The following is a 26,151-nucleotide window of genomic DNA, read 5'->3' as shown; positions in this document are numbered from 1 at the left end:
TGCGCCTGGACCTGGCCGGACTCCCGGCCCTGGGCCGCGCGCTGGTGCGCCGTGACGGCGGGACGCCCCCGTGGGCGAACGGAACGGGGTGACGCCCGCGTGGCGTCACCCCGTTCAGCCCCGCCGTGGCGACGGGGTCGATCAGATCAGTGCGACTGCAGGGGTACGCCCCGCGGGCCCTTCACCGCCGGAGCGACCGGCTGGGCGCAGAGCAGCGCGAGCTGCTCGACGATCTTCGCCGGGTCGTCGTACGGGTCGAGCCCGCTCACCTCCATCGGGTCGAGCGGCGGCACGGCCACGTGGGACACCAGGGGGTGGAACGGTCGGGTGTCGACCTCACCGACGCCGAGCAGGTCCTCGTGCAGCTTCTCGCCCGGCCGCAGCCCGGTGTAGACGATGGGCACGGAGCTGGCGGCCTGCTCGGCCATCTGACGCGCCAGGTCGACGATCCGGACCGGTTCGCCCATGTCGAGCACCAGCGCCTCGCCGTCTCGGCCGATCTCGGCGGCCTGGAGCACCAGGTGGACGGCCTCCTGAATGGTCATCAGATAGCGGGTGACGTCCGGGTGGGTGACGGTCAGTGGCTTCCCGGCCTCGATCTGCCGCTGGAAGGCCGTCACCACCGAGCCGCGGCTGCTCAGCACGTTGCCGAAGCGAACGCTGAGGAACGTGCCCGGGAACCGGGACGCGGCGTGAGCTGTCAACTGTTCGGTGATGCGCTTCGAGTAGCCGAGGACGCTGATGGGGTTGGCTGCCTTGTCGGTGGAGATGTTGACGAACTTCGCCACGTCCTGGCAGGCGTCCAGCACCGACAGGGTGCCCCAGACGTTCGCCTTGACCGCCTCGCCCGGGTGCCGTTGCAGCAGGGTCAGGTGTTTGAGCGCCGCCGCATGAAAGATGATCTCCGGACGGCGTTCCCGCATGATCCGCCGGATGCCCTCGTCGTCGCGCAGGTCGGCGAGGATCAGTTCGGGGCCGTCCAGCATGGCCCGTCCGGCGAGCGACATCTGCAGGCCGTGCAGGGCCGACTCGTCCCGGTCCAGCATCATCAGCTCGCCCGGGTTGGCCTTCATCACCTGACGGCAGAGTTCGGAGCCGATCGACCCGCCGGCGCCGGTGACGAGGATCCGTCGGCCGGTCAGGCTGTTGGTGCTCAGCGGCAGGTCGCCGACCACCTGCCGGCGGCCGAGCAGGTCGCTGACCTCCACGTCCCGGACGTCGGTGACGGTGATCCGGTGGTCGACAAGGTCCCGCACCGGGGGCAGCACCTTGAAGACCGCGCCGGCCTCGAGGGTGGCCTCGCGGATCTGGCGGATCAGCGCGGCGTCCGCGTTGGCCACCGAGAAGATGACGGCGGTGGCGCCGGTACGGCGGACCGAGGCGGCCACGTCGTGCCGTCCACCCAGCACCCGCACCCCACCGATGCGCAGGTCACGTTTGTCGGCGTCGTCGTCGAGCGCGCCGACCGGCAGGTACCGGCCGCGCGGGTCGCTGAGCATGGCGCGGAGCAGCCCTTGACCGGCGTCACCCATCCCGAACAGCAGCACCGGCGTCGACGACCTGACATCCGGGCGCATGGCGAGGTCGTGTCGGTGCCGGTACACGAACCGGCTACCGAGCATGAGCAGTAGCGCGAGTGCGCCGCCGACCAGCGGGGTGCTCGCCGGCACCGGCCGATCGCCGGACGGCAGGAGCCCGAGCAGCAGGATGGCGGCCGTCGTGATGGTGGTGCCGGCGACGCCCTGGACCTCCTGAAGGCTGCCCAGCGGGTGCCGTCCGGAGTAGAGCCGGCGCAACGCCGCCACCGCCACGTGCAGGACCGCCGCGGCCAGTCCGACCGCCGCGGCCCGGCCGAGCTGGCCGGGAGGGAGCTGGAACTCGAACCGGGTCCAGGCGGCGGCCACCAGACCACCGACCCAGGCGGCGGTGTCGGCCGCGAGAAATCCGATGGCGCGCCGGCGGGCCCTGGCCCGCCGGGTCCGCTGGTCCGGCCGCTCCGTGTGCTCCGTGTCCTGGGGCATGTACTGGCTCCCTGTCCCGATCTCCGACTCTTCCGCCGCCCGGCAGAAGGAGCTTTGCGCTCTTTGTCCTTGTTACAGGGCGAAGCAGCTGCTCTGGCCGTGTTTCGGGTTATCTGAGCTGAAGATCCGGCTATCCTATTGGCCGCCCAGTGCGCCTGGCTGCTGTAGCGGCCTCAGCCACCGCCGTTCGGCCTGGCCACTGGGTGCCACCGGGTGAGCCGTCTTCCTCGACAACGCCACCGGCACCGTGATCAGCCGGCGGCCGGGACGTGGCCCCGGACCGCCTTCTCCAGGTGCATGGCGAGCGCGACGCTGCCGACCCGCTCGGAGAGCCGTTCCAGGTAGAACTGCCGACCGCCGCGGCCCAGTTCCTCGCGTTTCTCAGCGCCCAACTCGTACATCCGACGGATCGCGTCGGCCAGTGCGTAGGGGTCGCCGGGAGGGGCGACGAACCCGGCACCGGACTCGTCGACGAGCCGGGCCGCGTCACCCGCCAGAGCGGCCACGATGGGACGTCCGCACGCCAGGGTGCTCTGCACCTTGCTGGGCATGATCGACCGGAGGAGGGGCTGATCGCGCAGGGAGATCAACTGGACGTCACCGAGCGGCATCAGCTCGACCATCCGCTCGACCGGCTGCTGGCCGAGGAACACCACCCGGCCGGGCGCGTACCGTGCCGCCGATTCGCGCAGCCGGCGTTCCTCCACACCGCTGCCGGCGAACACGAGTGTCAGGTCCGGGATGTCGGCGAGATGCTCCAGGGCGTCGACGGCGACGTCGAGCCCTTGGAGGTTTCCCATGCTCCCGGCGTACATGACGACGAAGCCCTTCAGCCCGAGGGCCGCCGCCAACTGGGGATCAGGTGTTCGCGGCCGGAAGAGGCGCTCGTCGACCCAGTTGTAGACGACCGAGAGTTTGTCCCGGGGGACACCTCGGTTGCTCAGGATGTCGGCCATGCCAGGGGCGATGACCGCCACCGAGGACGCGCCCCGGTGCGCCGCGTCGCAGAACCTGTTGAGCCACCGGACGATCAGGTCGGTGCGACGGCCCGGGCGCACGTAGTCGCTCTCCGCCAGGGTGTCCGGCCAGAGATCCTCCATGAGAATCACGTACGGGCGTCCGTGCAGCCAACGGGCCACCATCGCGGGCAGCGTCACCGTCGCCGGCGACGAGTAGACCAGCCACACGTCGACCTTGCGGAGCAGGTCCAGCCGGGCCGCGGCGGAGGCCGCGAAGCTGAGATAGTTGGCGGCCCGCCCGAGCGCCGACCGGTCGTGACTGGGCACCAGCGGCACCCGGTGCACCGAGACGCCGTTCATCATCTCGAAGCGGTAGGGGCGCAGCCGGTAGCCCGGAGACAGCCGGCCGGACGGATAGTTCGGGAAGCCGGTGAGCACGTGCACCTCGTGCCCGAGGGCGACGAGCGACCGGCTGATGATCCCCGGAACGACGGCGGAGCCACCCTCCGGGTCGTACCACTGGGTGATGATCCCGATTCTCACCGCGCTGCCACCGTGGCCGGAGCAGCAAAGGAACCGATCAGGCCGGTCGGGCCTGACCCGGGGGCGAGAGCCATGGAGAGCCTTCCTGTTGGGGGCGGAGCTACGTCGTCAGAGACCGGTTTTCCGCGTCCGCTCCGCTCGTGTCGACCGGTTGCCGGTCACCTGTTCGGGGCCGCGCCACGGCGTCGGCGTTCGGCGTCGCGGCGGGTGTCGGCTCGGCGCCGGCAGTCCTCAGCCGCTCCCACGCCTCGGGGCGCAGCGTGGGCGCCAACCCCTGGTCGGTGAGCCAGCCCGGCGTCTGCCGCTTGCCGAACAGGAGCATCTCCACCCGACGGGCGTGCGCGTTGGCGTGCAGACCCGTCCGCCCGTACGCGGTGACGCAGCGCGTCGCGTACCGCGCCATCAGTGGTGGGAGGTGGAGTGGCTCGCGGCCACCGAGCAGACGCAGCAGCAGCCCTGTCGTCATGCCGTTGTGCGGCTGGAGCACGATGGGCGGCACCGGGCCGTCGACGAGCCCGAGGTGGGCGATCGCCGCGGCGACGTCGTCGATGAGGACCTGGGGTGTCGGCGCGGTACCGTCCCCGGCGACGCAGCTCATCCGCGACTGCGCGAGCCGGACGAGCGCCCTGGTGTTCGGTCGATCCACGTCGTGAACCCAGGTCGACCGATAGATGACCGTATCGATGCAGTCCTCGCGTTGCAGCAGGCGTTCGCCGACCGCCTTAGAGCGGGAGTACGGCGAGAAGGGCATCGTCCGCGATGTCTCGTCGAGATCCATCGCCCCCTGCGCCGCCGCCGAGCTGACGTGGACCAGCCGGTCGGCGTTGACCAGGGCGCTGGCTCGGGCGACGAGGGTGGGCAGCAGTGCGTTTCCGCCGTACAACTCCGCGCTGTCCGGGGCGGACCCGTTCGGCAGCCCGGCCGTGTTGATCACGACGTGTGCGCCGTCGAGCTGTGCGGCGAGGGCATCGACGACGTCCCGCTGGAGATCCGCCGGCACCGAATTGCTCCGGAGTGACTCGGTGAGTGGCCACGACAGGCGCGGTGCGGAGACGAGTTGGACCTCGGCCCCCCTGCTGCGCAGCTCGGCGACGACCGCGCGGCCGACGAAGCCGCTGCTGCCCAGCACCGCGACCTTCTTCACCGGCCGGTTCCCGGGGCCGGCCGGGTCACCGGCTCGTTGAGCTGACAGTTCTGGCATGGATCGTTCTTCCTTCCGGCGAAGGCTGGGCCCGCTGTGCGGTGAGCCAGGCGGGGGCAGCGAGGTAGGCGGCGAGGATGGCGAGGGCCGTGGCGTCCAGCGCGACCCGGGTGACTGGTCCGCTGAAGGACGCGGCGACCAGGCAGCCGGCCACTGTCGCGCCGACGACGGCGGTCGTCGCGGTGACCCGCTGGTGCGACCAACCGCCGTCCGTCAGCCGCTGATAGGCGTGGTTGCGGTGGGGGCGGTACCAGGCTTCGCCCTTGCTGATGCGGCGCAGGAGCGTCCAGCCCGTGTCGGCGAGATACAACGCGAGTGGCGCCACGGCGGCCTCCGGCGGCGTGCCGCGCACGATGGCGTAGGCGGCGATCGTGCTGAGCGCACCGCCCAGGGCGTACGACCCGACATCGCCGAGAAAGACCTTCGCGACCCAGGCGTTCCAGGGCAGGAATGTCAGCGAGGCGGCGGCGATCAGACTGCCGGCCGCGATCAGTAGCGGAAGGTCCGTGAGCACTCCGAGCACGGCGTACGCCAACCCGCCGAGGATCGCGTGCACGGCCGAGATGCCGTTGATGCCGTCCATGAAGTTGAAGGCGTTCACGTACGAGGTCACCCAGGCCGCCAGGGCGAGGACGAGGAGCACGTGGAGGTACCAGGTCTGCCCGCCGGGCACCAGGATCACCGCCGTGCCCAGGCCGGCCAGCACCTGCAGGAGCAGTCGGCTGCGGATCGGGACCCCCCGCAGGTCTTCCAGGAGCCCGATCGCCGCGAAGAAGAGCAGCGGTACGGCGATGGACCGGGCGTGTTCGTTCAGGAGAAGCGCGAGCCCCGCCGCCGCGGCGACTCCCACGCCCCCGCCGCGCGGGATCGGTGTGCTGTGCGAGGACCGCTCCGACGGTATGTCGAGCACCGCTGCTGCTCTCAGCAGGCGAAGGACGAGCGGTTGCAGCAGCGTGCCGACGACGAGTGCGAGAACGATTCCGCCAGCGAGCGGAACACTCAGCATGGCGTGATTCCTGACGAAATGCAGTGAGGATCCTCTTGAATGCGTACGAGATTCACCAATTGGGCCTTTGGTTTGAACTGGTCAAACGAGGATGAATCAATCATAGGGGGTCGCTACTATGGACAAACGACCGTTCGCGCTATTCGGTGTGGAACAGGCGGCTGAAACCGCTCGCGCTGTTCTCGACGACGTCCGGCAGCCCGATGCGGGGGCTGACCTCGTCGGTCACCCCGGCGGACGTGACGGTGACGGTGGCCGGCCACCGAATGTGAGACGGGCCGGCCGGCCCGGTCAGAGTCGGGCGGCGGTCGAACCCGGCTCGCCGGTCCCGTCGTCCAGCAACCGGGTGAGCAGCGTCCGCAACGGGATCGACTCGCCGTCGCGACCGCCGGCCCCGACGACCAACGGCGCCGGGCTGGGCTCCGGGTCGACACCGAAGAGCCAGGCCCGCCAACCACCCGGCACTGTCAACAGGTGGAACCGGCCATCCACGTCCACCGCCCGGGTCTCGGCCCGGTCGACATACCAGCCGGTCAGCCTGGTCCGGTAGCGTCCACGCCCGTCGTACCCTCGGGCGGCCAACCGGGTGGTGGGCAGCCCTCGCCGGGTGGCCTCAGCCACGAACCAGGCCACCAGGTCCGCCGCCTGCGCGTGCTCGGCGGCCCGCCGCCGCGCGTCCGCGTCGGCGTGCGCCCGCACCGCCTGCCGCTGCTGATCCCGCCACTCCCGGGCGTCCCGCTCACCCACGAGGGTGACGGTACGCCACCGGCTCAGTCGAGTACGGCCCGCAGCGTGTGCCGGACGATCAGGTCCACCGCGGGGTCGACCACGCCGACCGCACTCAGGTCGATGACAGCGGCCAGCCGCCCGCTGCGCTCCTGCGGCCATTCGCTCTCCGCGCGCCGCCAGTGCCGAGCGGGTCGAGCGGGCGCTGCACGGGGTCATCCATAGCCGCCGCTGTGGACGGTCCCGTCCTCCCCTGCGCCACCTGTGTCCCGTGCCCGGTCTGGGAGTGCTTGGCGAGTCCTTTCGAGCTGACCCGTTTGTGACATCACGGCATGACCCGCTCGTCGTATCAGATCCGGAGCGACGCGGTGGCACGGGATACGGCGCGATTCGTTTGCCGCATCAGCTCCAAAGGATGCCGCAAGAGGTTCTTTGCCCGGCGCGGCTGCCCTGCCCGGCAACCCGCCGCGTGGTTGCGCCCGGCACGCGTCGCCGGGCAGGGTCGATCGACCAGGCCATTGCGGGTTCAGCAGCCGTACGCCCTCCTGCGGTCCATGCGGCCGGGCAGTAGGGTCTCGACCGGCCGGTCGGGCGGGTAGGGGACCGGCCGGTTGGGTGAGGGGGAGGACACGTGCTGCACCTGAGGGTGATCGCTTCGCCGGAGCAGTCGGCGAACGTGATCGACCTGCTGGCCGCCGAGCCCGGCGTGACCCACCTGGTGGTGCTGCCCGGCGTCGCCCGGCAGCCCCCGGGCGACCTCATCCAGTTCGACGTCGTGCGGGAGAGCGCCGACCGGGTGTTGCAGGAGTTGCAGCGGATGGGGGTTGACGACACCGGCGGCATCGCGGCCGACGATGTGGAGTTGACCGTCTCCGCCGCGGCTGACCGAGCGGCGGAGCGGGCACCGGGCAGCGGGGCGGACGCGGTGGTCTGGGACGAGATCGCCGCGAAGACCGGCGAGCAGACCGAACTGTCCGGCACCTACCTCGTACTGATCGTGGTGGCCACCATGATCGCCGGCATCGGTGTGCTGTTGGACCAGCCGATCCTCATTGTCGGGGCGATGGTGGTCGGTCCGGAGTTCGGCCCGCTCGCCGCGCTCTGCGTGGCGTTGCTACGTCGTCGGTTGGACGTGATCGGCCGCTCGGTGCTTGCCCTGACTGTCGGTTTTATGGCGGCCATGGCGGTCACCGTGCTGAGCACCTGGGCGTTGACCGCCGCCGGCCTGGTCAGTCGGGAGATGCTGCTCGCCGAACGTCCGCTCACCGACTTCATCTGGCGGCCGGACGCGCTGTCCTGGGTGGTCGGTCTACTTGCCGGCGTGGCCGGGATGCTCTCGTTGACGTCGAAGAAGTCCGGCAGCCTGGTCGGCGTGCTGATCTCGGTGACCACGGTCCCGGCCGCCGCGAACGTGGCGGTGGCCGCCGCCTACGGAGTGTGGGACGAAGCGGGCGGCTCGGCCCTCCAACTGGTGATCAACCTGTGTGCGATCGTCCTGGCCGGACTGCTCACCCTCGTGGTGCAGCAGGTCTGGTGGTGGGGTCTGGCTCGTCGGTCCCGTCGTCCAGCAACCGGGTGAGCAGCGTCCGCAACGGGATCGACTCACCGTCGCGGCCACCGGCCGCGACCACGTCATCGGCCTGGCTCGCGTTTCGCGCGGGTCGTCGCCCGGACGGACTCCGATCTTGGACAGTTTCCGTTCCGTCTGAACGGAAACTGTCCAAGATCTGCTGTGGCGGGGGCGTTTCGGTCGATCGCTCGCGCCGGTTGACCGGGGTCAGGCCAGGCCGGCGCGGCGCAGGGCTTCGGCCATCGCGTCGTTGGCCGGCGCCGGTGCGCCCTGCCGCTGCTGCCCGCCGCGACCGCCGTGCTGCCCGCCGCCGCGACCACCCTGACCGCCACGACCACCCTGCCCGCCGGCACCGCCCTGCCCGCCACGACCTCCCTGCCCGCCGCGGCCACCTTGGCCGCCGCCACCGCCCTGGCCGCCACGACCGCCCTGCGGTGCGCGCTGCGCCGGGCCGCCACGCCCCTCCTGGCTCGTCCGACCAGCACCGCCGGCCGCCGGCTCGTCGTCCAGGCGCAGGGTCAACGAGATGCGCTTGCGGGGTACGTCCACATCGAGCACCCGGACCTTGACCACGTCGCCGGACTTCACCACCTCGCGGGGGTCCTTCACGAAGGTCCGGGACATCGCCGAGACGTGCACCAGACCGTCCTGGTGCACCCCGACGTCCACGAACGCGCCGAACGCGGCCACGTTGGTGACCACCCCTTCCAGCACCATGCCGGGCGTCAGGTCGCTGATCTTCTCCACCCCCTCGACGAAGGTGGCGGTGCGGAACTCGGGGCGGGGATCGCGGCCCGGCTTCTCCAGCTCGGCGATGATGTCGGTGACGGTGGGCAGGCCGAACCGGTCGTCGACGAAGTCGGTGGCCCGCAGCCCGCGCAGGATCGTGCTCTTACCGATCACCGAGCGCAGATCCTGACCGGTGCTGGCCAGGATCCGGCGCACCACCGGGTACGCCTCGGGGTGCACGCTGGACGAGTCCAGTGGGTCGTCGCCGCCGGGGATGCGCAGGAAGCCGGCGCACTGCTCGAACGCCTTCGGGCCGAGCCGGGCCACCTTCTTCAACTCGGTACGCGAGCGGAACGGCCCGTTGGCGTCCCGGTGCAGCACGATGTTCTCGGCCAGCCCGGCGCCGATCCCGGAGACCCGGGTCAGCAGCGGCGCGGAGGCGGTGTTGACGTCCACCCCGACCGCGTTGACGCAGTCCTCCACCACCGCGTCCAGCGACCGGGACAGCTTCACCTCGGACAGGTCGTGCTGGTACTGGCCGACGCCGATCGACCGCGGGTCGATCTTGACCAGCTCTGCCAGGGGATCCTGCAGACGCCGGGCGATGGAGACCGCGCCGCGCAGCGACACGTCCATCCCGGGCAGCTCCTGCGCGGCGTACGCGGAGGCGGAGTAGACCGACGCGCCGGCCTCGGAGACCATCACCTTGGTCAGGTTGAGCTGCGGGTGCCGGGCGATCAGGTCACCGGCGAGCTTGTCCGTCTCGCGGGAGGCGGTGCCATTGCCGATCGCGATCAGCTCCACCCCGTGCGCCCCGGCCAGTCGGGCCAGGGTCTCCACCGACGCGTCCCACTGCCGGCGCGGCTCGTGCGGGTAGATGGTGTCGGTGGCGACCACCTTGCCGGTGGCGTCCACCACCGCCACCTTCACGCCGGTGCGCAGGCCCGGGTCCAGGCCCATGGTGGGCCGGGTGCCGGCCGGCGCGGCGAGCAGCAGGTCCCGCAGGTTGGTGGCGAAGACCCGCACCGCCTCCTCCTCGGCGGCCTGCCACAGCCGCATCCGCAGGTCCGCGCCGAGGTGGATGAGGATCCGGGTACGCCACGCCCAGCGGACCGTGTCGGTCAGCCAGCGGTCGGCCGGGCGGCCCGCGTCGGACACCCCGAACCGTCCGGCGATGGCCGCCTCGTACCGGGTCGGGCCGGTCGGCGCGGCGTCCGCCTCACCGGCCTCCTCCGGCTCCATGGTCAGGTCGAGCACGCCCTCCTTCTCGCCCCGGAACATCGCCAGGATCCGGTGCGAGGGCAGCTTCGGGTACGGCTCGGAGAAGTCGAAGTAGTCGGCGAACTTGGCGCCGGCGGCCTCCTGACCGTCGCGTACCCGGGAAACCAGCCGGCCCCGCGACCACATCTGCTCGCGCAGCGTGCCGATCAGGTCGGCGTCCTCGGCGAAGGTCTCGATGAGGATGGCCCGCGCGCCCTCCAGCGCGGCGGCCGCGTCGGCGACGCCCTTCTCCGCGTCGACGAACGCGGCGGCGGTGGCCTTCGGGTCCTGGGTCGGGTCGGCCAGCAGCGTCTCGGCCAGCGGGGCGAGGCCGGCCTCGCGGGCGATCTGGGCCCGGGTCCGCCGCTTCGGCTTGTAGGGCAGGTAGATGTCCTCCAGCCGCGACTTCGAGTCGGCGGCCATGATCTGCGCTTCCAGGGCCTCGTCCAACTTGCCCTGACCGCGGATCGACTCCAGGACGGCCGCCCGCCGCTCGTCCAGCTCGCGCAGGTAGCGCAGCCGCTCCTCCAGGGTGCGCAGCTGGGTGTCGTCGAGCAGGCCGGTGGCCTCCTTGCGGTAACGGGCGATGAACGGCACTGTGGCGCCGCCGTCGAGCAGCTCCACGGCCGCCCGCACCTGACGCTCGGCCACGCCGAGCTCGTCGGCGATCCGCTGATGAACAGACTGGGTCACGATCTCGATCCGCCTTCGACTCGATCCGCCTTCACAGAGCGGGTACGCCTGCATTCTGCCGGGCGGCCCCGACAGCTGTCGCCGCACCCGGCCGGGGTGACCGGCGGCGGTCCCGGCGGGCCTGCGCTAGCGTGGCGATCATGGAATCTGCTGCGGAGCCGCGCGCCCGGCGGCTTTTCGGCGGCAGCGCCCGGGCTCTCGGCGACCTCACTGCCAACCCGTTCCGCGCCGACCGGGACCGGATCGTCGGCTCGCCGTTCTTCGCCCGCCTCGGCGGTGTCACCCAGGTGATCAGCCCGGTCGGCTCCGGGCTGCTGGTGCACAACCGGCTCACCCACAGCCTCAAGGTCGCCCAGGTGGCCCGGGCCATCGCCGAGCGGCTGACGGCCGACGAGCGGTGGCGTGACCTGCTGGACAAGCTCGGCGGCCTCGACCCCGACGTGGTGGAGGCGGCGGCGCTCGCCCACGACCTCGGCCACCCACCGTTCGGGCACCTGGGGGAGCGGGTGCTGGACCGGCTGGCCCGTCAGCGCCTCGGCCTCTCCGACGGGTTCGAGGGCAACGCGCAGTCGTACCGGATCGTCACCAGCACCGAGATCCGGGGCGCGGCCACCACCGGGCTGGACCTGACGGCGGCGGTCCGCGCGGCGATGCTGAAGTACCCGTGGACCCGGCTGGACCACCCCGACCCGCACCCGCGCACGATGGATCCGCCGCCGCGCGGAGCCACCCCTCCGCCGGACGACCCGGACAGCGGCTCGTCGAAGTTCGGCGCGTACCGCACCGAGCTGGACGACCTGCGGCAGGCCCGGGAGCCGTTCGCCGGCCGCATCCCGGACTGGCAGCAGACGGTGGAGGCGTCCGTGATGGACACCGCCGACGACATCGCGTACGCCATCCACGACGTGGAGGACTTCTACCGGGTCGGTGTGCTCCAGCAGGGGTCGGTCTCCGCCGAGTTGATGGCCTGGCAGCGCGAGAGCGGGCACTTCCGGGCGATCACCGACGCGGCGTTGGCCACGTCGGCGCGGCGTCCCGGGGCGGCGATCGAGCGGTTGCGTCGACAACTGCACCGCAAGGACGCCTGGATCGCCGACGACGACGCGTTCGCCGCCGCCGTCGAGCACGTCCGCGAGGAGCTGGTCGACGGGCTGCTCGCGATGCCGTTCGACGGCTCGATCGAGGCCGAGCAGTACGTGGCGCGTTTCTCCGCCCGCTGGTCCACCCGCTTCGTCGAGGCGATCACCGTCACCGATCAGCCGTCGGTGCGCTCCGGGTACGTGCTGCTCGGCTGCGCCCAGTGGCACGAGGTGCAGGTGCTCAAGTTCGTGCACCACCGGTTCGTGCTGGCCCGCCCGGACCTCGCCCTGCACCAGCGCGGTCAGGCCCGGCTGCTGGGCACCCTGGTCGAGGCCCTCTGGGAGTGGCTGCTCGACCCGGAGGAGGAATCCCGGCTGCCCCGCCGGCTGCACGACCTGGTCGAGTTGGCCGAGGCCGAGCTGCACCCGCGTACCCCGGACCGGATCGGTCGGGCCCGGGGCCGGGCCATCGTCGATTTCGTCGCGCAGCTCACCGACGGTCAGGCGGTGGCCATGCTGGACGCCCTCTCCGGCCGGTCCGGCGCGCTCTGGACCGACGCGTTCGTGCTCTGACCGACCTGACCGCTCAGGCGATGGCCTGCCACCAGCCGTCGACGGCGGGCGGTTCGTCGACCACCACCCGCTCGCCGGGGCGGGGCACGGCGAGCCGCACGTCGCGGGCCTTCGCCTCGGCCCACAACCGGTCGACCGGCTCGGACCAGTCGTGCAGCGCCAGGTTGAACGTCGCCCAGTGCACCGGCACGAACAGCCCGCCGCGCAGGTCGAGGTGGGCGTTCACCGCCTCCTCCGGGAACATGTGGATCGTCGGCCACGCCCGGTCGTACGCGCCGATCTGCATCAGCGTCACGTCGAACGGCCCGTGCTCGGCGCCGATCTCCGCGTACCCGGCGAAGTAACCGGAGTCGCCGGTGTAGAAGACCTTGCGGCGCGCCCCGGCCACCACCCAGGAACTCCAGAGGGTGCCGTCGCGGCGCAGCCCACGGCCGGAGAAGTGCTGGGCGGCGGTGGCGGTGATCTCCAGTCCGGCGACCTGGTGCGACTCGGACCAGTCCAGCTCGATGATCCGCTCGGCGGGTACGCCCCAGCGGTCCAGGTGCGCGCCCACGCCGAGCGGGACCAGGAACGGCGCGGACTGCCCGGCGAGCAGCGCCCGCACGGTGGCCATGTCGAGGTGGTCGTAGTGGTCGTGGGAGATCAGGATGGCGTCCAGCGGGGGCAGCTCGTCGATGCCGACCGGTGGCTCGTGCAGCCGGCGCGGGCCGACCAGAGGAGACGGGGAGCACCTGTCGCTCCACACCGGGTCGAGCAGCACCCGCCGGCCCTCGATCTCGATCAGCGTCGAGGCGTGCCCGTACCAGACGATGTTCAGCTCGTCGGCCGCGTCGGCGGCGTCCGTCGTGCCGGGCCGCAGCAGCGGCACCGGTGTGGTCGGGCGCCGCTTCTGCTTACCGAAGATCAGCTCGCGGACCAGGTTGCGGCCCGGCTCGGCGACCATCGTGCGGGTGCCGGCCTGGTTGTGGAAGGTGCCGTCGCGGAACTGGGGCGAGCGGGCCGCCCGTTCGGCGCGGGCCCCGCTGAGCCGGCCGCCGAGCGCCGCCGGCACATCCCGGGCGACCCAGGCCAGGCCGGCCAGCGCGGCCAGCCCAGCCGCGCCGCGCATCCGCCGCCCGAGCGACCGTTCGATGTCCGTGCTCCGCGCTCGTGCCATTGCCGTCCCTCCGACGTGTCCGCCCTACACGGTAGTCACCCGAACCGACCCGTGCCCCGGCGGTCGCCACGCCGGGTCGGTCGCCGACGGTGGCGACCGACCCGGGATGGCGTCAGCCGCCGTTGCTGGGGCGTCGGGCGGTGATCCGGAACGTGGTCCCCACGCCGGCGATCCGGTCTACCGCGGCCAGGAACTTGGGGCCCATGGCGGCCCGGGCCTGCACCGCCGGGTGGGTCGCGCCGAAGTCCTCCGGGTTGGCCTGCCCGTCGGCGAAGAGCGCGTAGGTGAGCACCGCCGCACCGGAACGGTCGAAGATCACCCCGGCCTCGTGCCGGGCGTCGGCGAACCAGCCGGCCTTGGTGGCGACCCGGGCTCGCTCGTCGGAGGACATCGTGCGCCGGATGCCGTCGGTGAACGCCACCGGGGAGCGCAGCAGGCCCAACAGGTACGTCGTCGAGGCGGGGGAGAGCAGCGTGCCGGCGACCAGGGCGCGCAGCAGGTCGTGCGTCTCGCGCGGGGTGCTGGTGCCGAGGAAGAACCGGTTCGGGTTGGCCACCGGCTCGACCTGGGTGTTCGGGAAGCCCTTGGCGACCAGGATGGAGTTGATCTCGGCGGCCGGGGCGACCAGGCCGCACAGCCGCACCGCCGTGTCGTCCGAGACGGTCAGCAGGTTGGCCAGCACGTGCCCGATGGTCACCCGGCTCGGGTACGCGCCGTCGAGGCTGAAGATGCCGTCACCGCCCGGTACGACGATCGCCGCGCTCACCTCGACCTGCTGGTCCAGGGTGAGCAGCCCTCGGTCGACCTTGTCGAGCACCGCCGTGGCGACCGCGATCTTGTTGACGCTGTACGCCTCGATCCGCCGGTCCGCGTCGGCCTGCACCGCGACCACCGGCGCACCGGCCGGGTCGGCGACGCTGACGTACGCCTGCCAGTTGCCACCGGCCTCGGTGCTGTGCTTGGTGAAGACGGCGGCGACCCGTCGGGCGGCCCGAGCGGGGGTGGTCGGCGACGTCTCGGTGGCCTCGGCGGCGCTCGCCGGGGCGGCGGCGCCCAGCACCGTGCCGGCGGTGGCCACGGTGCCCAAACCGAGTGCCGTTCTGCGGTTCAGTCGCATGATGAATCGTCTCCCCGATCGTGGTGCGCCAGAGCGCTTGCTGGCCCACCACCCTATGCGAGTTGATCGATACACGACGCCCCCGGATCGTCCTGAGTGGCTCAGCCGAGCCGCCGGCGCAGCGCGGCGCCTACCGCGCCAACCGGTCCGAACACGAGTTGTCGCAGGTCGGGAAGGTGACCACCGTGCACCGCCTCGCCGGCCGGGTTCGGCGCGAAGACCGAGCCGTCGTGCGCGGCGACCGGGCGTCCGCTGAGCCCCGCCGCCCGCATCAGCGGTCCGACCAACACGTCATAAACCCCCGGCAGTACGGTGAAACCGGCGCGCAGCACCACGTTGAGCCGGCCCACCGACACCTCCCGGCGGGGCCGGTCCACACAGTCCACGATGGCCCGCGCCACCCGCTGCGGCCGGGCGATCGGCGCGGGCGGCCGCCCGATCCGGCCCAGGTAGTTGGCCGCCTGCTGGTACACGGGAGTGTCCACGCTGCCCGGGTTGACCAGGCACAGCCGGATCGCCGGGCGGTCGCGCAACTCCTGCTGCACCGCCCGGACGAAACCCTGCAACCCCCACTTGCTCGTCACGTACGCGCTCATGTACGGCGCGGTGATGTGCCCGAGAACCGACCCGGTGAGGATCACCGTGCCGGCCCCGGCGACCCGGAAGTGCCGCAACGCCACCCGCACCGAGGCCGCCGCGCCGAGCAGGTCGGTCCGCACCACCTGGTCGAAGACCTGTTCCGGCAGCTCGTCGAAGCGCCCGTAGGCCATCACCGCCGCCGTGTGCACCCACACGTCGATGCGGCCGAAACGCTCGACCGCCGCGCCCGCGAGCGTGCCCAGCGCGTCCGGCTCGGTCACGTCGGTCGGCACGGTCAGCACCTCAGCCTCGGCGCACTCGGCGCGTACCTCGGCCAGGGTCGTGGCGGCGCGGGCAGCGAGGACCAGGCGGTCGCCGCGCTCGGCGAACGCCCGCGCCGTCGCCCGGCCGATCCCGCTGCTCGCGCCAACGATCACGACCACCCGGCTCACGGCGCACCCCTCGCCCTCATGGTGCGAGCACGACCTTGATGCAGCCGTCCTCCTTCTTCTGGAACATCTCGTACGCCTGCGGCGCCCGGGCCAGCGGCACCCGGTGGGTACGCAGGTCCTCCACGCCCAGCGGGTCGTCGTCGCCGGCGAGCAGCGGCAGGATCTCGTCGGTCCACCGGCGCACGTGACACTGCCCCATCCGCAGCTGGACACCCCGGTCGAACATCTCCATCAGCGGCATCGGGTCCGCCTCACCGCCGTACACCCCGGAGATCGACACCGTCCCGCCGCGGCGTACCGCCTTGAGCGCGGCGTGCAGGACGGAGAGTCGGTCCACCCCCGCCCGGTCGGTCATCGTCTGGGCCACCTTGTCCGGCAGCAGCCCGGCGGCCGTCTGGGCCAGCTTGCCCATTGGCGAACCGTGCGCCTCCATACCCACCGCGTCGATCACCGCATCCGGGCCGCGGCCGTCGACCAGGTCGATCAGCGCGCCCGGCACGTCGGACAGCTCGCTGACGTCGAGCACCTCGATGCCGTGCCGGCGGGCCAGCTCCAGCCGCTCGGGCACCAGGTCCAGCCCGATCACCCGGCCCGCGCCGAGGTGGCGGCCGATCCGTGCGCAGAACTGCCCGACCGGACCCAACCCGAAGACGGCCAGGGTGCCACCCGGCGGGGTGTCCGCGTACTTCACCGCCTGCCAGGCGGTCGGCAGGATGTCGGACAGGTAGAGGTACCGCTCGTCGGCGCCGGTCTGCGGGATCTTGATCGGCCCGAAGTGGGCCTGCGGGACGCGCAGGTACTCGGCCTGCCCGCCCGGCACCGAACCGTAGAGCGAGGTGTAGCCGAACAGGGCCGCGCCCTTGCCCTCGCTGGTGACCTGGGTGGTCTCGCACTGGGCGTAGAGCTGGCGCGAACACATCCAGCAACTGCCGCAGGCGATGTTGAACGGCACCACCACCCGGTCGCCGGGCTTGAGCCCGGTCACCTCCGGCCCGACCTCCTCGACGATGCCCATCGGCTCGTGGCCCAGGATGTCACCGGGCTTCAGGTACGGCCCGAGCACCTCGTACAGGTGCAGGTCCGAGCCGCAGATAGCGGTCGAGGTGATCTTCACGATCGCGTCGGTCGGCTCCTCGATCCGAGGGTCCGGGACCTCCTCGACCCGTACGTCCCGCTTGCCCTGCCAGGTGAGTGCCTTCATGTCCCTCGTCCCCTCTCCACGCTGTCTGAGAGGACTGCTACCCGGGCTCAGGCACTTGAACCGGCCGTCCGTCCCGGATTCCTGCCTTCCGGGCCTGGTCTGCCTCGGGGTTCGCGGTGGTTGGGGTGGGGCCCGGGGTGACCATTCCCCTCGGGTTGGTGGTGGTTGCGGTGGGGGCCTGGGGGGCGGCCGTCCCCGGCTTCGGGCGGTCAGGCTTGATCCCTACGCCGGTGACGGTCGCCCCCCAGGCCTCGCTGATGGGCGTCCGTCTGTGCGTTCCTGCGGAGGTCCGTGAGCCCTGACACCGGTTGCTGCCGCTCGATGCCGCACCTCCGAAGGTCACCCGGGCGGGGGTCACCCGGGTGTGCGCGGGTCCTTGAGTGGCGGCTCGTCCGTCTTGACCCCTTTGTCGTGGTGGTGTCGGGGTCAGCTGGGCCGAGATCGGGTGGATCCACTCGGGTTTCTTGAAATCGCGGTATCCGGCGTGCGGTAACCGGCCGATTTCCTGAAACGCGAGTGGATCATGCGATGCGGACGGGCCGCGACCGGGGTCAGGCTGGGGCGGCCGTCCCCGGCGGAGGGATCAAGCCTGACCGCCCGGAGCCGGGGACGGCCGCCCCAGCCCCACCGCAACCAACGACCGAGAGTGAGCCCGCCCAGAGCCCGCCCGACCGCCGTACCCCGGAAAGAGCGTGGGGTACGGCGGTCGGGCGTTCGGTACGGGGCTGGACCCTCAGGAACCGGGGGTGTTGTTGGCGCCCTTGGCGGTGGCCGTGAGGTAGTCGCGGTTGAGGCGGCCGATGGTGTTCAGCGGGATGCCCTTCGGGCAGGCCGGGGTGCATTCGCCGGCGTTGGTGCAGCCGCCGAAGCCGGCCTCGTCGTGCGCGTCGACCATGCCGATCACCCGGGTGTAGCGCTCGGGCTGGCCCTGCGGCAGCAGCGAGAGCTGGGTGAGCTTGGCGGCGGTGAAGAGCATGCCGGAGCCGTTCGGGCAGGCGGCCACGCACGCGCCGCAGCCGATGCAGGCCGCCGACTCGAAGGCGGCGTCGGCGTTGGCCTTGGCCACCGGGGTGGAGTGGGCCTCGGGCGCGCTGCCGGTCGGCGCGGTGACGTACCCACCGGCCGCGATGATCCGGTCGAAGGCGCTGCGGTTGACCACCAGGTCCTTGACGACCGGGAAGGCGCTGGCCCGCCACGGCTCGATGTCGATCGTCTCGCCGTCCTTGAACTGCCGCATGTGCAGCTGGCACGCGGTGGTGCCGCGCTGCGGCCCGTGCGCGTCACCGTTGATCATCAGGCCGCACATGCCGCAGATGCCCTCGCGGCAGTCGTGGTCGAACGCCACCGGGTCCTCGCCGGAGAGGATCAGCCGCTCGTTGAGCACGTCGAGCATCTCCAGGAACGACATGTCCGGGGACACGTCGTCGACCGGGTAGGTCACCATCCGACCCTTGTCCTCAGGGCCCTTCTGGCGCCAGATGCGCAGGGTCAGGTTCACTTGTAGCTCCGCTGCGTGGGGTGGACGTATTCGAACTTCAGGTCTTCCTTGTGCAGCACCGAGGGCTCACCGTCGGCGGTGAACTCCCAGGCCGCCACGTACGCGAACCGGTCGTCGTCGCGCTGCGCCTCACCGTCGGGGGTCTGGTGCTCGGCCCGGAAGTGGCCGCCGCAGGACTCCTCGCGGTGCAGGGCGTCGATGCACATCAGCTCGGCCAGTTCGAAGAAGTCGGCCACCCGGCCGGCCTTCTCCAGCGACTGGTTGAGTTCCTCGCCGGTGCCGGACACCTTGACCCGCTGCCAGAACGCCTCGCGCAGCGAGCGGATCTCACCGATCGCCTTGCGCAGGCCGGCCTCGCTGCGCTCCATGCCGCAGTGTTCCCACATGATCTGGCCCAGCTCGCGGTGGAACGAGTCCACGGTCCGGTCGCCGTTGACGGCGAGCAGCCGCCGGACGCGGTCCTCGACGTCGTTGCGGGCCTCGATCGCCGCCGGGTGGCTGGCGTCGACCTTGTCAAGGGGACCGGAGGCCAGGTAGTTGGCGATGGTGGTGGGCAGCACGAAGTAGCCGTCGGCGAGGCCCTGCATCAGCGCCGAGGCGCCGAGCCGGTTCGCGCCGTGGTCGGAGAAGTTCGCCTCACCGATCACGAACAGGCCGGGGATGTTCGACTGGAGGTCGTAGTCGACCCACAGGCCGCCCATCGTGTAGTGCACGGCGGGGTAGATCCGCATCGGCACCTCGTACGGGTCCTCGCCGGTGATCCGCTCGTACATCTCGAAGAGGTTGCCGTACTTGGCCTCGATGGCCTTGCGGCCGAGCCGGTTGATCGCGTCGGCGAAGTCGAGGTAGACGCCGAGCTTGGTCGGGCCGACGCCGCGGCCCTCGTCGCAGACGTTCTTCGCGGCGCGGGAGGCGATGTCGCGGGGGACCAGGTTGCCGAAGGAGGGGTAGATCCGCTCCAGGTAGTAGTCCCGGTCGTCCTCCGGAATGTCCTTCGGGTTGCGGTCGTCGCCCTTGGCCTTCGGCACCCAGACCCGGCCGTCGTTGCGCAGCGACTCGCTCATCAGGGTCAGCTTCGACTGGTGGTCGCCGGAGACCGGGATGCAGGTCGGGTGGATCTGCGTGTAGCAGGGGTTGGCGAAGTACGCGCCCTTGCGGTGCGCCCGCCAGGTGGCGGTGACGTTGCAGCCCTTGGCGTTGGTGGAGAGGTAGAAGACGTTGCCGTAGCCGCCGGAGGCGAGCACCACGGCGTCGGCCATCTCGGTGCTGATCTCGCCGGTGACCAGGTCCCGCACGACGATGCCGCGGGCCTTGCCGTCGACCAGGACCAGCTCCAGCATCTCGTGCCGGGCGTTCATCTCCACGTTGCCCAGGCCGATCTGCCGCTCCAGGGCCTGGTACGCGCCGAGCAGCAGCTGCTGACCCGTCTGGCCCCGGGCGTAGAAGGTGCGCTGCACCTGGGCGCCACCGAAGGAGCGGGTGTCCAGCAGACCGCCGTACTCGCGGGCGAACGGCACACCCTGGGCGACGCACTGGTCGATGATGTTCACCGACACCTCGGCCAGCCGGTGCACGTTCGACTCCCGGGAGCGGAAGTCGCCGCCCTTGACGGTGTCGTAGAAGAGCCGGTGGACGGAGTCGCCGTCGTTGCGGTAGTTCTTCGCCGCGTTGATGCCACCCTGCGCCGCGATGGAGTGCGCCCGGCGCGGGCTGTCCTGGTAGCAGTAGGACTTGACGTGGTAGCCCTGCTCGGCCAGGGTGGCGGCGGCCGAGCCGCCGGCCAGGCCGGTGCCGACCACGATCACCGTCATCTTGCGACGGTTGGCGGGGTTGACCAGCTTGGCCTCGAAGCGCCGGGTCTCCCAACGCTTCTCGACCGGGCCGGCGGGAGCCTTGGTGTCGGCGATCGGGTCGCCCTCGGTGAAGAGTTCCATGTCAGGACACCAATCCGGTGAGTACGGCGAACGGGACCACCAGGTACCCGGCGCAGAGCAGCACGGCGAAGACCAGAGCTGCGGTACGCGCCCGCCGCTCGCCGCGCGGCGTCTGCTGGCCGAGGCTGCGGAACGCGCTGAACGCGCCGTGGCGCAGGTGGAAGCCCACCGTGACGATGGCGAGCGTGTAGAAGAGCGTGACGTACCAGCGCTCCGGCGCGAAGTCGGCGACGACGTTGCCGTACGGCTTGCTCTCGTTGCCGACCGGGTTCAGCGTGCCGGTGGTCAGGTCCAGGAGGTGGTAGATCACGAAGAGCAGGATGATCACGCCGCCCCAGCGCATCGTGCGCGCGGCGTAGCTGCCGTTGACCTTCTTGCGGTGGGCGTACTTGACCGGGCGGGCGGCGCGGGCCCGCCGGGCCAGCACGGTGGCGGCCACGATGTGGGCGACGACCGCCACCACCAGCACGGTGCGCAGGATCCACAGGAACCAGACGCCGGGCAGCAGTGGCTTGCCGATGTCGCGCAGCCAGTGCGCGTAGTGGTCGAACGAGGTTTCCCCCGTGAACACCTTCAGGTTCCCCAGCATGTGGGCGATGAGGAAGAGCACCAGCAGGATGCCCGTCACCGCCATGACGGCCTTGAGGCCGACGTTCGAGCGGATGGGCGACCGAGTTTTCGTCATTACCACGAGACCGACGCTAGGAGCACTTCGATCAGTCGTCCAATGCATCAAACTCGTAGCGTTGATAGCCGTAGGCTATGTAGATGCAGCTCCATCAGCTCCGGTACTTCGTCGCGGTGGCCGAAGTACGACATTTCACCCAAGCCGCCGACCTGGTCGGCATCACTCAGCCTTCTCTCAGTAAGCAAATTCACGCTCTGGAGGCCGACCTCGGGGCGCCCCTGTTCGAGCGGGTAAGGGGCAACATCGCGCTCACCGCGGCGGGTGAGGTGCTGCTGCCGTTGGCCACCCGCATCCTCGCCGACGTGGAGACGGCGACCCGGGAGGTCCAGGAGCTGGTCGGGCTGCGCCGGGGCCGGGTCCGGCTCGGGGCCACCCCCAGCCTGGCCACCTCGCTCGCCCCGCCGGTGCTGCGCCGGTTCCGCGACGCGCACCCCACGGTCGACCTGCGCGTCGAGGAGGGCGGCTCCCAGGACCTCGTCCGTGACCTGCTGCGCGGGGATCTGGACCTGGCGCTGATCATCATGCCGTCGCAGGGCGCCGACCCGGGTCTGCGGGTCGACCCGATCCTGCGGGAGAGCCTGGTGGTGGCCTCGGTGGACGAGGTGCCGACCGCCTCGGCGACGGGCGAGCTGCGCATCACCGACCTTCGGGACCAGCCGATGGTGATGTTCCGGGAGGGGTACGACCTGCGCGACGCGACCATCCAGGCCTGCCGGGAGGCGGGCTTCGAACCGAGCTTCGCGGTGGACGGCGGCGAGATGGACGCCGTGCTCAGCTTCGTCGAGGCGGGGCTCGGCATCGCGCTCGTGCCCGGCATCGTGCTGGCGCGCCGGCCGGGCGTGCGGATCACCCCGCTCGCCCCGCCCGGGGTGCGGCGGACCATCGCGGTGGCCCGCCGCCGTGACGTCGTACCCACCCACGCCGGCCGGGAGCTGCGCCGCATCCTGCTCGACTACATCCAGTCGGCCATCGACCGCGACGAGCTCCCGCCCGGGGTGGACCCGCTCTGACCGGCGTCAGCGGCCCTCGGCGTCGTCCATCGCGCGGTAGATCCGCTGCTCCGAGACGGGGTACGGGGTGCCCAGCGCCTGGGCGAAGACGTTCACCCGCAGCTCCTCGATCATCCAGCGGATCTGCCGGACCGCTGTCTCCTGCCGACGGGCCGGCGGCAGGTTGGCGAGCAGGTCGGCGTACTCCTTCTGCACCACGGCGATCCGGTCCTGCTGTTGGCGGTCGCGTTGCGGGTTGCCGCCGAGGCGGTCCAGTCGACGTTCGATGGCGGTGAGGTAGCGCAGCAGGTCGGGCAGGCGCGCGTACCCGGTCTCGGTGATGAAACCGGCGTGCACCAGCCCGGCGAGCTGGTTGCGGATGTCGGCCAGCGCCGCGACCACGGCGAGGTTGCGGGTCGCGCCGAGGCGCTGCTCGACGGCGTACGCGGCGGCGAGGACCTTGCGGACCCGGTCCATCACCTCGACGACGGTGTCGACCAGGTCGGCGCGGACCTTCTCGCGCAGGGCGGCGAAGCCCTCGGCGTCCCACGCCGGCCCACCGGCGGCGTCGATCAGCCGGTCGATGGCCGCGCCCGCCGCGTCCTCGATCAGCTCCTGGACGCCGCCGTGCGGGTTGCGGCTCAGCGCCAGCTTGGCCGCGTTGTCGAGCCGGCCCTGCAGGAACCGCGCCGGGGACGGCACGGTGAGCCGCAGCAGCCGGCGGGTGCCGGCCCAGTGCGCCGCCTCCGCCTCGGCGGGGGAGTCGAACACCTTCACCCCGACCGTCGCGCCCTCGTCGACCAGGGCCGGGTACGCGGTGACCGCGTAGCCGGCGCGGACCTGCTCGATGGTCCGGGGCAGGGTGCCGACGCTCCACTCCCGCAGGCCCGTGCGGGCCACCTCCGGGGCGGCGGCCGCCACCACCTGGCGTACCTCCTGGCGGAGTTGGCGTTGCAGGGCCGGCAGGTCCTTGCCCTCGGCGACCGGCTTCTCGTCGTCGCCGAGCACCCGGAAGGTCACCCGCAGGTGCGCCGGGAGCTTGCCCGGCTCCCAGGCGTCGCGGGGCACTGTCACCCCGGTCATCCGGCGCAGCTGCCGGGTGAGCGCGTCCAGCAGCGACTCCTCGCCGGGCGTGATCGCCGCCAGGGCGGCCCGGGCGTAGTCCGGCACCGGGACGAAGTTGCGGCGGATCGCCTTCGGCAGCGAGCGGATCAGCGCGATCACCGTCTCCTCGCGCAGCCCCGGCACCTGCCAGTCGAAGCTCTCCGCCGGCACCTGGTTGAGCAGCGGCAACGGGATGTCCACTGTGACGCCGTCGTCCGGTGTGCCCGGCTCGAACCGGTACGTCAGCGGGAGACTCACCCCGTCAGTCCGCCACTCGTCCGGGTAGTCGTCCTCGGCCACCCCCGCCCGGCCGTCGTTGATCAGCAGGTCGCGGGTGAAGGTGAGCAGGTCGGGACGCTCGCGGCGGGTCTTCTTCCACCACGAGTCGAAGTGCCGCCCGGACGAGACGTCGGCCGGGATCCGCTGGTCGTAGAAGCCGAAGATGGTCTCGTCGTCGACCAGGATGTCCCGGCGTCGGGCCCGGCTCTCCAGCTCCTCGATCTCGGCGAGCAGCCGTTTGTTGTCCGCCCAGAACTGGTGGTGGGTCTGCCAGTCACCCTCGACCAGGGCGTGCCTGATGAACAGCTCCCGGCTCAGCGCCGGGTCGATCCGACCGAAGTTGACCTTGCGGGAGCTGACCAGCGGAACCCCGTACAGGGTGACCTTCTCGTAGGCCATCACCGCGGCCTGCTTCTTCTCCCAGTGCGGCTCGCTGTAGCTGCGCTTGACCAGGTGCTGGGCGAGGGGTTCGACCCACTCCGGCTCGACCCGGCCGGCGATGCGGCCCCACAGCCGGGACGTCTCCACCAGCTCGGCGGCCATCACCCAGCGCGGCGGCTTCTTGAACAACGCCGATCCGGGGAAGATCCCGAACTTCGCCCCCCGCGCGCCCAGGTACTCGTGTTTCTGGGCGTCCTTGAGGCCGATGTGCGACAGCAGGCCGGGCAGCAGCGACTGGTGCACCTTCGGGGTGTCGATCTCCTCCGGCAGGTCCGCGCCACCACGGCGTGCCCGGCCGGCCTCCGCGTCGGCCGGGGTGTCGCGCGCCGGCCGCCCACCGCGCCGGTCGCCCTCGCCCGGGGTACGCAGCACCTGGCGCAGTTGGCTGACGATGTCCTGCCACTCGCGGATCCGCAGGTAGTTCAGGTACTCCGCCTTGCACATCCGGCGGAAGGCGCTGGAGGACAGCTCGCGCTGTTGCTCGCGCAGGTAACGCCACAGGTTGAGGTAGGCGACGAAGTCCGACTCCTTGTCGGCGAACCGGGCGTGCGCCTGGTCGGCCTGGGCCTGCTTCTCCGCCGGTCGCTCCCGCGGGTCCTGGATGGAGAGCGCGGCGGCGATCACCAGCACCTCGGTGGCGCAGCCGTTGCGCTCGCCCTCGACCACCATCCGGGCCAGTCGCGGGTCGACAGGCAGCTGGGCCAGCCGCCGACCGAGCGCGGTGAGCCGCTTCGCCGGGTCGGCCTCGGTCGGGTCCAACGCGCCCAACTCGTGCAGCAGATTGACACCGTCGGTGATGTTGCGCTTGTCCGGCGGGTCGATGAACGGGAACGCGGCGAGGTCGCCGAGCCCGATCGCTGTCATCTGGAGGATGACCGAGGCCAGGTTGGTCCGCAGGATCTCCGGGTCGGTGAACTCGGGCCGGGACGCGAAGTCCTGCTCGTCGTAGAGGCGGATGCAGATGCCGTCCGACGTACGGCCGCAGCGGCCCTTGCGCTGGTTGGCCGAGGCCTGGGAGATCGGCTCGATCGGCAGCCGCTGCACCTTGAGCCGGCTGGAGTAGCGGGAGATGCGGGCGGTGCCCGGGTCCACCACGTACTTGATGCCGGGCACTGTCAGCGAGGTCTCCGCGACGTTGGTGGCGAGCACCACCCGACGGGAGTTGTGCGCGGCGAAGACCCGGTGCTGCTCGGCGGAGGAGAGCCGCGCGTACAGCGGCAGGATCTCGGTGCCGAGCAGCGTTCGCTTCTTCTGCACCAGCTTGCCCAGCGCGTCGGCGGTGTCCCGGATCTCCCGCTCGCCGCTGAGGAAGACCAGGATGTCGCCGGGGCCCTCGGCGGCCAGTTCCTCGACGGCGTCGCCGATCGCCTGGATCTGGTCGCGGACGTTCTCCTCGTCGGCGTCGCCGTCGTCCTCGCCCTCGGCGAGCTCGACCAGCGGGCGGTAGCGGACCTCGACCGGATAGGTGCGTCCGGAGACCTCGACGACCGGCGCGGGACTGCCCTCGGTGTCAGCGAAGTGCTTGGCGAACCGGTCGGTCTCGATGGTCGCCGAGGTGATGATCACCTTGAGGTCGGGTCGGCGGGGCAGCAGCTCCCGCAGGTACCCGAGGATGAAGTCGATGTTGAGGCTGCGCTCGTGCGCCTCGTCGATGATCAGCGTGTCGTACTGGCGCAGCATCCGGTCGGTCTGCAGCTCGGCCAGCAGGATGCCGTCGGTCATCAGCTTCACCAGGCTGCGTTCGCTGACCTGGTCGGTGAAGCGCACCTTGTAGCCGACCACGTCACCCAGCTCGGTGCCCAGCTCGTCGGCGATCCGGTCGGCCACCGTGCGGGCGGCCAACCGCCGGGGCTGGGTGTGCCCGATCAGGCCGTGCACGCCGCGCCCCAGCTCCAGGCAGATCTTGGGGATCTGGGTGGTCTTGCCGGAGCCGGTCTCGCCCGCCACGATCACCACCTGGTGGTCGCGGATGGCCGTGGCGATGTCGTCCTTGCGCTCACTGACCGGCAGACCCGCCGGGTACGTGATCACGGGCACCGCGGCCTGGCGGGCGGCGAGCCGCTGCTCGGCCCGGACCAGGTCGGCGGTGATCTCGGTCAGCGCCGCCTCCCGACGCTGCGGGTCGCGCAGCTTGCGGGCACCGTCCAGCCGCCGCTGGAGTCGGCGCTGGTCGCGGAACATCAGAGGTGTGAGGCGGCGGTGCAGCTCGCGAACGGGATCGGTCGCGACGGAGGCGGTTGGATTCTGCATGTCGTGCCCAAGGATAGGCAGCCCGGCGGCGCACCGCCCCCGGGTTATCGAGCGGCCCGCTCCTCGACTGCCGTTCACCGGGGGCCTCCGGTCCCGTGACGGC

At 71.5% G+C, this 26,151-nt stretch carries 17 protein-coding genes; 3 read left to right on the top strand and 14 right to left on the bottom strand.

Translation table 11 applies throughout. From position 1 onward, the window contains the following. Positions 1 to 146 precede the first annotated feature (146 nt). The 5 genes from ACX27O_RS21550 to ACX27O_RS21530 form a co-directional block, all read right to left on the bottom strand. Positions 147 to 2,021 (bottom strand): nucleoside-diphosphate sugar epimerase/dehydratase, encoded by a 1,875-nt coding sequence (locus tag ACX27O_RS21550; RefSeq protein WP_358130721.1) that lies wholly within the window; start codon positions 2,019 to 2,021, stop codon positions 147 to 149. Between the two features lie 251 nt (positions 2,022 to 2,272). After that, on the bottom strand, positions 2,273 to 3,523 hold the full coding sequence (locus ACX27O_RS21545) for a glycosyltransferase family 4 protein (protein WP_051708716.1): 1,251 nt from the start codon (positions 3,521 to 3,523) through the stop codon (positions 2,273 to 2,275). Positions 3,524 to 3,623: 100 nt separating this feature from the next. Continuing rightward, entirely contained in the window at positions 3,624 to 4,724 is a 1,101-nt protein-coding gene (locus tag ACX27O_RS21540) for an NAD-dependent epimerase/dehydratase family protein (protein WP_210857620.1), read from the bottom strand. Then, the gene (locus ACX27O_RS21535) at positions 4,693 to 5,730 is read right to left on the bottom strand and encodes an MraY family glycosyltransferase (protein WP_210857621.1); all 1,038 of its coding nucleotides are present in this window, start codon (positions 5,728 to 5,730) and stop codon (positions 4,693 to 4,695) included. The genes ACX27O_RS21540 and ACX27O_RS21535 overlap by 32 nt, the downstream gene beginning before the upstream one ends. A gap of 291 nt (positions 5,731 to 6,021) precedes the next feature. After that, positions 6,022 to 6,477, bottom strand: coding sequence for a hypothetical protein (locus tag ACX27O_RS21530; RefSeq protein WP_358130713.1), 456 nt, complete (start codon positions 6,475 to 6,477; stop codon positions 6,022 to 6,024). A 610-nt stretch (positions 6,478 to 7,087) separates the two neighbouring features. On the opposite strand from ACX27O_RS21530, the gene ACX27O_RS21525 reads away from it, so the two are divergent. Continuing rightward, positions 7,088 to 8,035 (top strand): DUF389 domain-containing protein, encoded by a 948-nt coding sequence (locus ACX27O_RS21525; RefSeq protein WP_030335119.1) that lies wholly within the window; start codon positions 7,088 to 7,090, stop codon positions 8,033 to 8,035. A 198-nt stretch (positions 8,036 to 8,233) separates the two neighbouring features. On the opposite strand, the gene ACX27O_RS21520 is transcribed toward ACX27O_RS21525, so the two are convergent. Beyond that, positions 8,234 to 10,708, bottom strand: a complete 2,475-nt coding sequence (locus ACX27O_RS21520) for a Tex family protein (protein WP_458939970.1) — start codon at positions 10,706 to 10,708, stop codon at positions 8,234 to 8,236. Positions 10,709 to 10,848: 140 nt separating this feature from the next. Between ACX27O_RS21520 and ACX27O_RS21515 the strand changes: the two genes are divergently transcribed. After that, the gene (locus ACX27O_RS21515) at positions 10,849 to 12,360 is read left to right on the top strand and encodes a deoxyguanosinetriphosphate triphosphohydrolase family protein (protein ID WP_458939969.1); all 1,512 of its coding nucleotides are present in this window, start codon (positions 10,849 to 10,851) and stop codon (positions 12,358 to 12,360) included. Between the two features lie 13 nt (positions 12,361 to 12,373). On the opposite strand, the gene ACX27O_RS21510 is transcribed toward ACX27O_RS21515, so the two are convergent. From ACX27O_RS21510 to ACX27O_RS21480, 7 genes are all read right to left on the bottom strand, one after another. Next, on the bottom strand, positions 12,374 to 13,468 hold the full coding sequence (locus ACX27O_RS21510) for an MBL fold metallo-hydrolase (RefSeq protein ID WP_030335114.1): 1,095 nt from the start codon (positions 13,466 to 13,468) through the stop codon (positions 12,374 to 12,376). Between the two features lie 160 nt (positions 13,469 to 13,628). Then, on the bottom strand, positions 13,629 to 14,633 hold the full coding sequence (locus ACX27O_RS21505; RefSeq protein WP_357638595.1) for a serine hydrolase: 1,005 nt from the start codon (positions 14,631 to 14,633) through the stop codon (positions 13,629 to 13,631). Between the two features lie 101 nt (positions 14,634 to 14,734). Continuing rightward, the gene (locus ACX27O_RS21500) at positions 14,735 to 15,664 is read right to left on the bottom strand and encodes an SDR family NAD(P)-dependent oxidoreductase (RefSeq protein WP_210862300.1); all 930 of its coding nucleotides are present in this window, start codon (positions 15,662 to 15,664) and stop codon (positions 14,735 to 14,737) included. Positions 15,665 to 15,680: 16 nt separating this feature from the next. Continuing rightward, on the bottom strand, positions 15,681 to 16,865 hold the full coding sequence (locus ACX27O_RS21495) for a zinc-dependent alcohol dehydrogenase (RefSeq protein WP_030335107.1): 1,185 nt from the start codon (positions 16,863 to 16,865) through the stop codon (positions 15,681 to 15,683). A 733-nt stretch (positions 16,866 to 17,598) separates the two neighbouring features. Next, positions 17,599 to 18,363 (bottom strand): succinate dehydrogenase/fumarate reductase iron-sulfur subunit, encoded by a 765-nt coding sequence (locus ACX27O_RS21490; RefSeq protein ID WP_210860989.1) that lies wholly within the window; start codon positions 18,361 to 18,363, stop codon positions 17,599 to 17,601. After that, a complete protein-coding gene (locus tag ACX27O_RS21485) occupies positions 18,360 to 20,297 on the bottom strand; it encodes a fumarate reductase/succinate dehydrogenase flavoprotein subunit (RefSeq protein ID WP_210860987.1) in 1,938 nt (645 codons plus the stop codon). The genes ACX27O_RS21490 and ACX27O_RS21485 overlap by 4 nt, the downstream gene beginning before the upstream one ends. Position 20,298: 1 nt before the next feature. Continuing rightward, entirely contained in the window at positions 20,299 to 20,982 is a 684-nt protein-coding gene (locus ACX27O_RS21480; protein ID WP_081883961.1) for a succinate dehydrogenase cytochrome b subunit, read from the bottom strand. An 83-nt stretch (positions 20,983 to 21,065) separates the two neighbouring features. Here ACX27O_RS21480 and ACX27O_RS21475 point away from each other — a divergent pair, with 83 nt between their 5' ends. Beyond that, entirely contained in the window at positions 21,066 to 21,995 is a 930-nt protein-coding gene (locus ACX27O_RS21475; RefSeq protein ID WP_030335099.1) for a LysR family transcriptional regulator, read from the top strand. Between the two features lie 6 nt (positions 21,996 to 22,001). Here the strand turns inward: ACX27O_RS21475 and hrpA are convergent, their stop codons facing one another. Continuing rightward, the gene (gene hrpA / locus ACX27O_RS21470; RefSeq protein WP_458939968.1) at positions 22,002 to 26,048 is read right to left on the bottom strand and encodes an ATP-dependent RNA helicase HrpA; all 4,047 of its coding nucleotides are present in this window, start codon (positions 26,046 to 26,048) and stop codon (positions 22,002 to 22,004) included. Positions 26,049 to 26,151 lie beyond the last annotated feature (103 nt).

Source organism: Micromonospora sp. SD19, from assembly GCF_054462275.1.
This window is presented reverse-complemented; position numbering and strand designations above follow the sequence as displayed.

Coding starts and splice junctions, on each gene's coding strand:
- hrpA (WP_458939968.1), bottom strand. CDS start 26,048: ATGCAGAATCCAACCGCCTCCGTCGCGACCGATCCCGTTCGCGAGCTG.
- ACX27O_RS21480 (WP_081883961.1), bottom strand. CDS start 20,982: ATGACGAAAACTCGGTCGCCCATCCGCTCGAACGTCGGCCTCAAGGCC.
- ACX27O_RS21495 (WP_030335107.1), bottom strand. CDS start 16,865: ATGAAGGCACTCACCTGGCAGGGCAAGCGGGACGTACGGGTCGAGGAG.
- ACX27O_RS21540 (WP_210857620.1), bottom strand. CDS start 4,724: ATGCCAGAACTGTCAGCTCAACGAGCCGGTGACCCGGCCGGCCCCGGG.
- ACX27O_RS21510 (WP_030335114.1), bottom strand. CDS start 13,468: ATGCGCGGCGCGGCTGGGCTGGCCGCGCTGGCCGGCCTGGCCTGGGTC.
- ACX27O_RS21535 (WP_210857621.1), bottom strand. CDS start 5,730: ATGCTGAGTGTTCCGCTCGCTGGCGGAATCGTTCTCGCACTCGTCGTC.
- ACX27O_RS21515 (WP_458939969.1), top strand. CDS start 10,849: ATGGAATCTGCTGCGGAGCCGCGCGCCCGGCGGCTTTTCGGCGGCAGC.
- ACX27O_RS21475 (WP_030335099.1), top strand. CDS start 21,066: ATGCAGCTCCATCAGCTCCGGTACTTCGTCGCGGTGGCCGAAGTACGA.
- ACX27O_RS21485 (WP_210860987.1), bottom strand. CDS start 20,297: ATGGAACTCTTCACCGAGGGCGACCCGATCGCCGACACCAAGGCTCCC.
- ACX27O_RS21550 (WP_358130721.1), bottom strand. CDS start 2,021: ATGCCCCAGGACACGGAGCACACGGAGCGGCCGGACCAGCGGACCCGG.
- ACX27O_RS21505 (WP_357638595.1), bottom strand. CDS start 14,633: ATGCGACTGAACCGCAGAACGGCACTCGGTTTGGGCACCGTGGCCACC.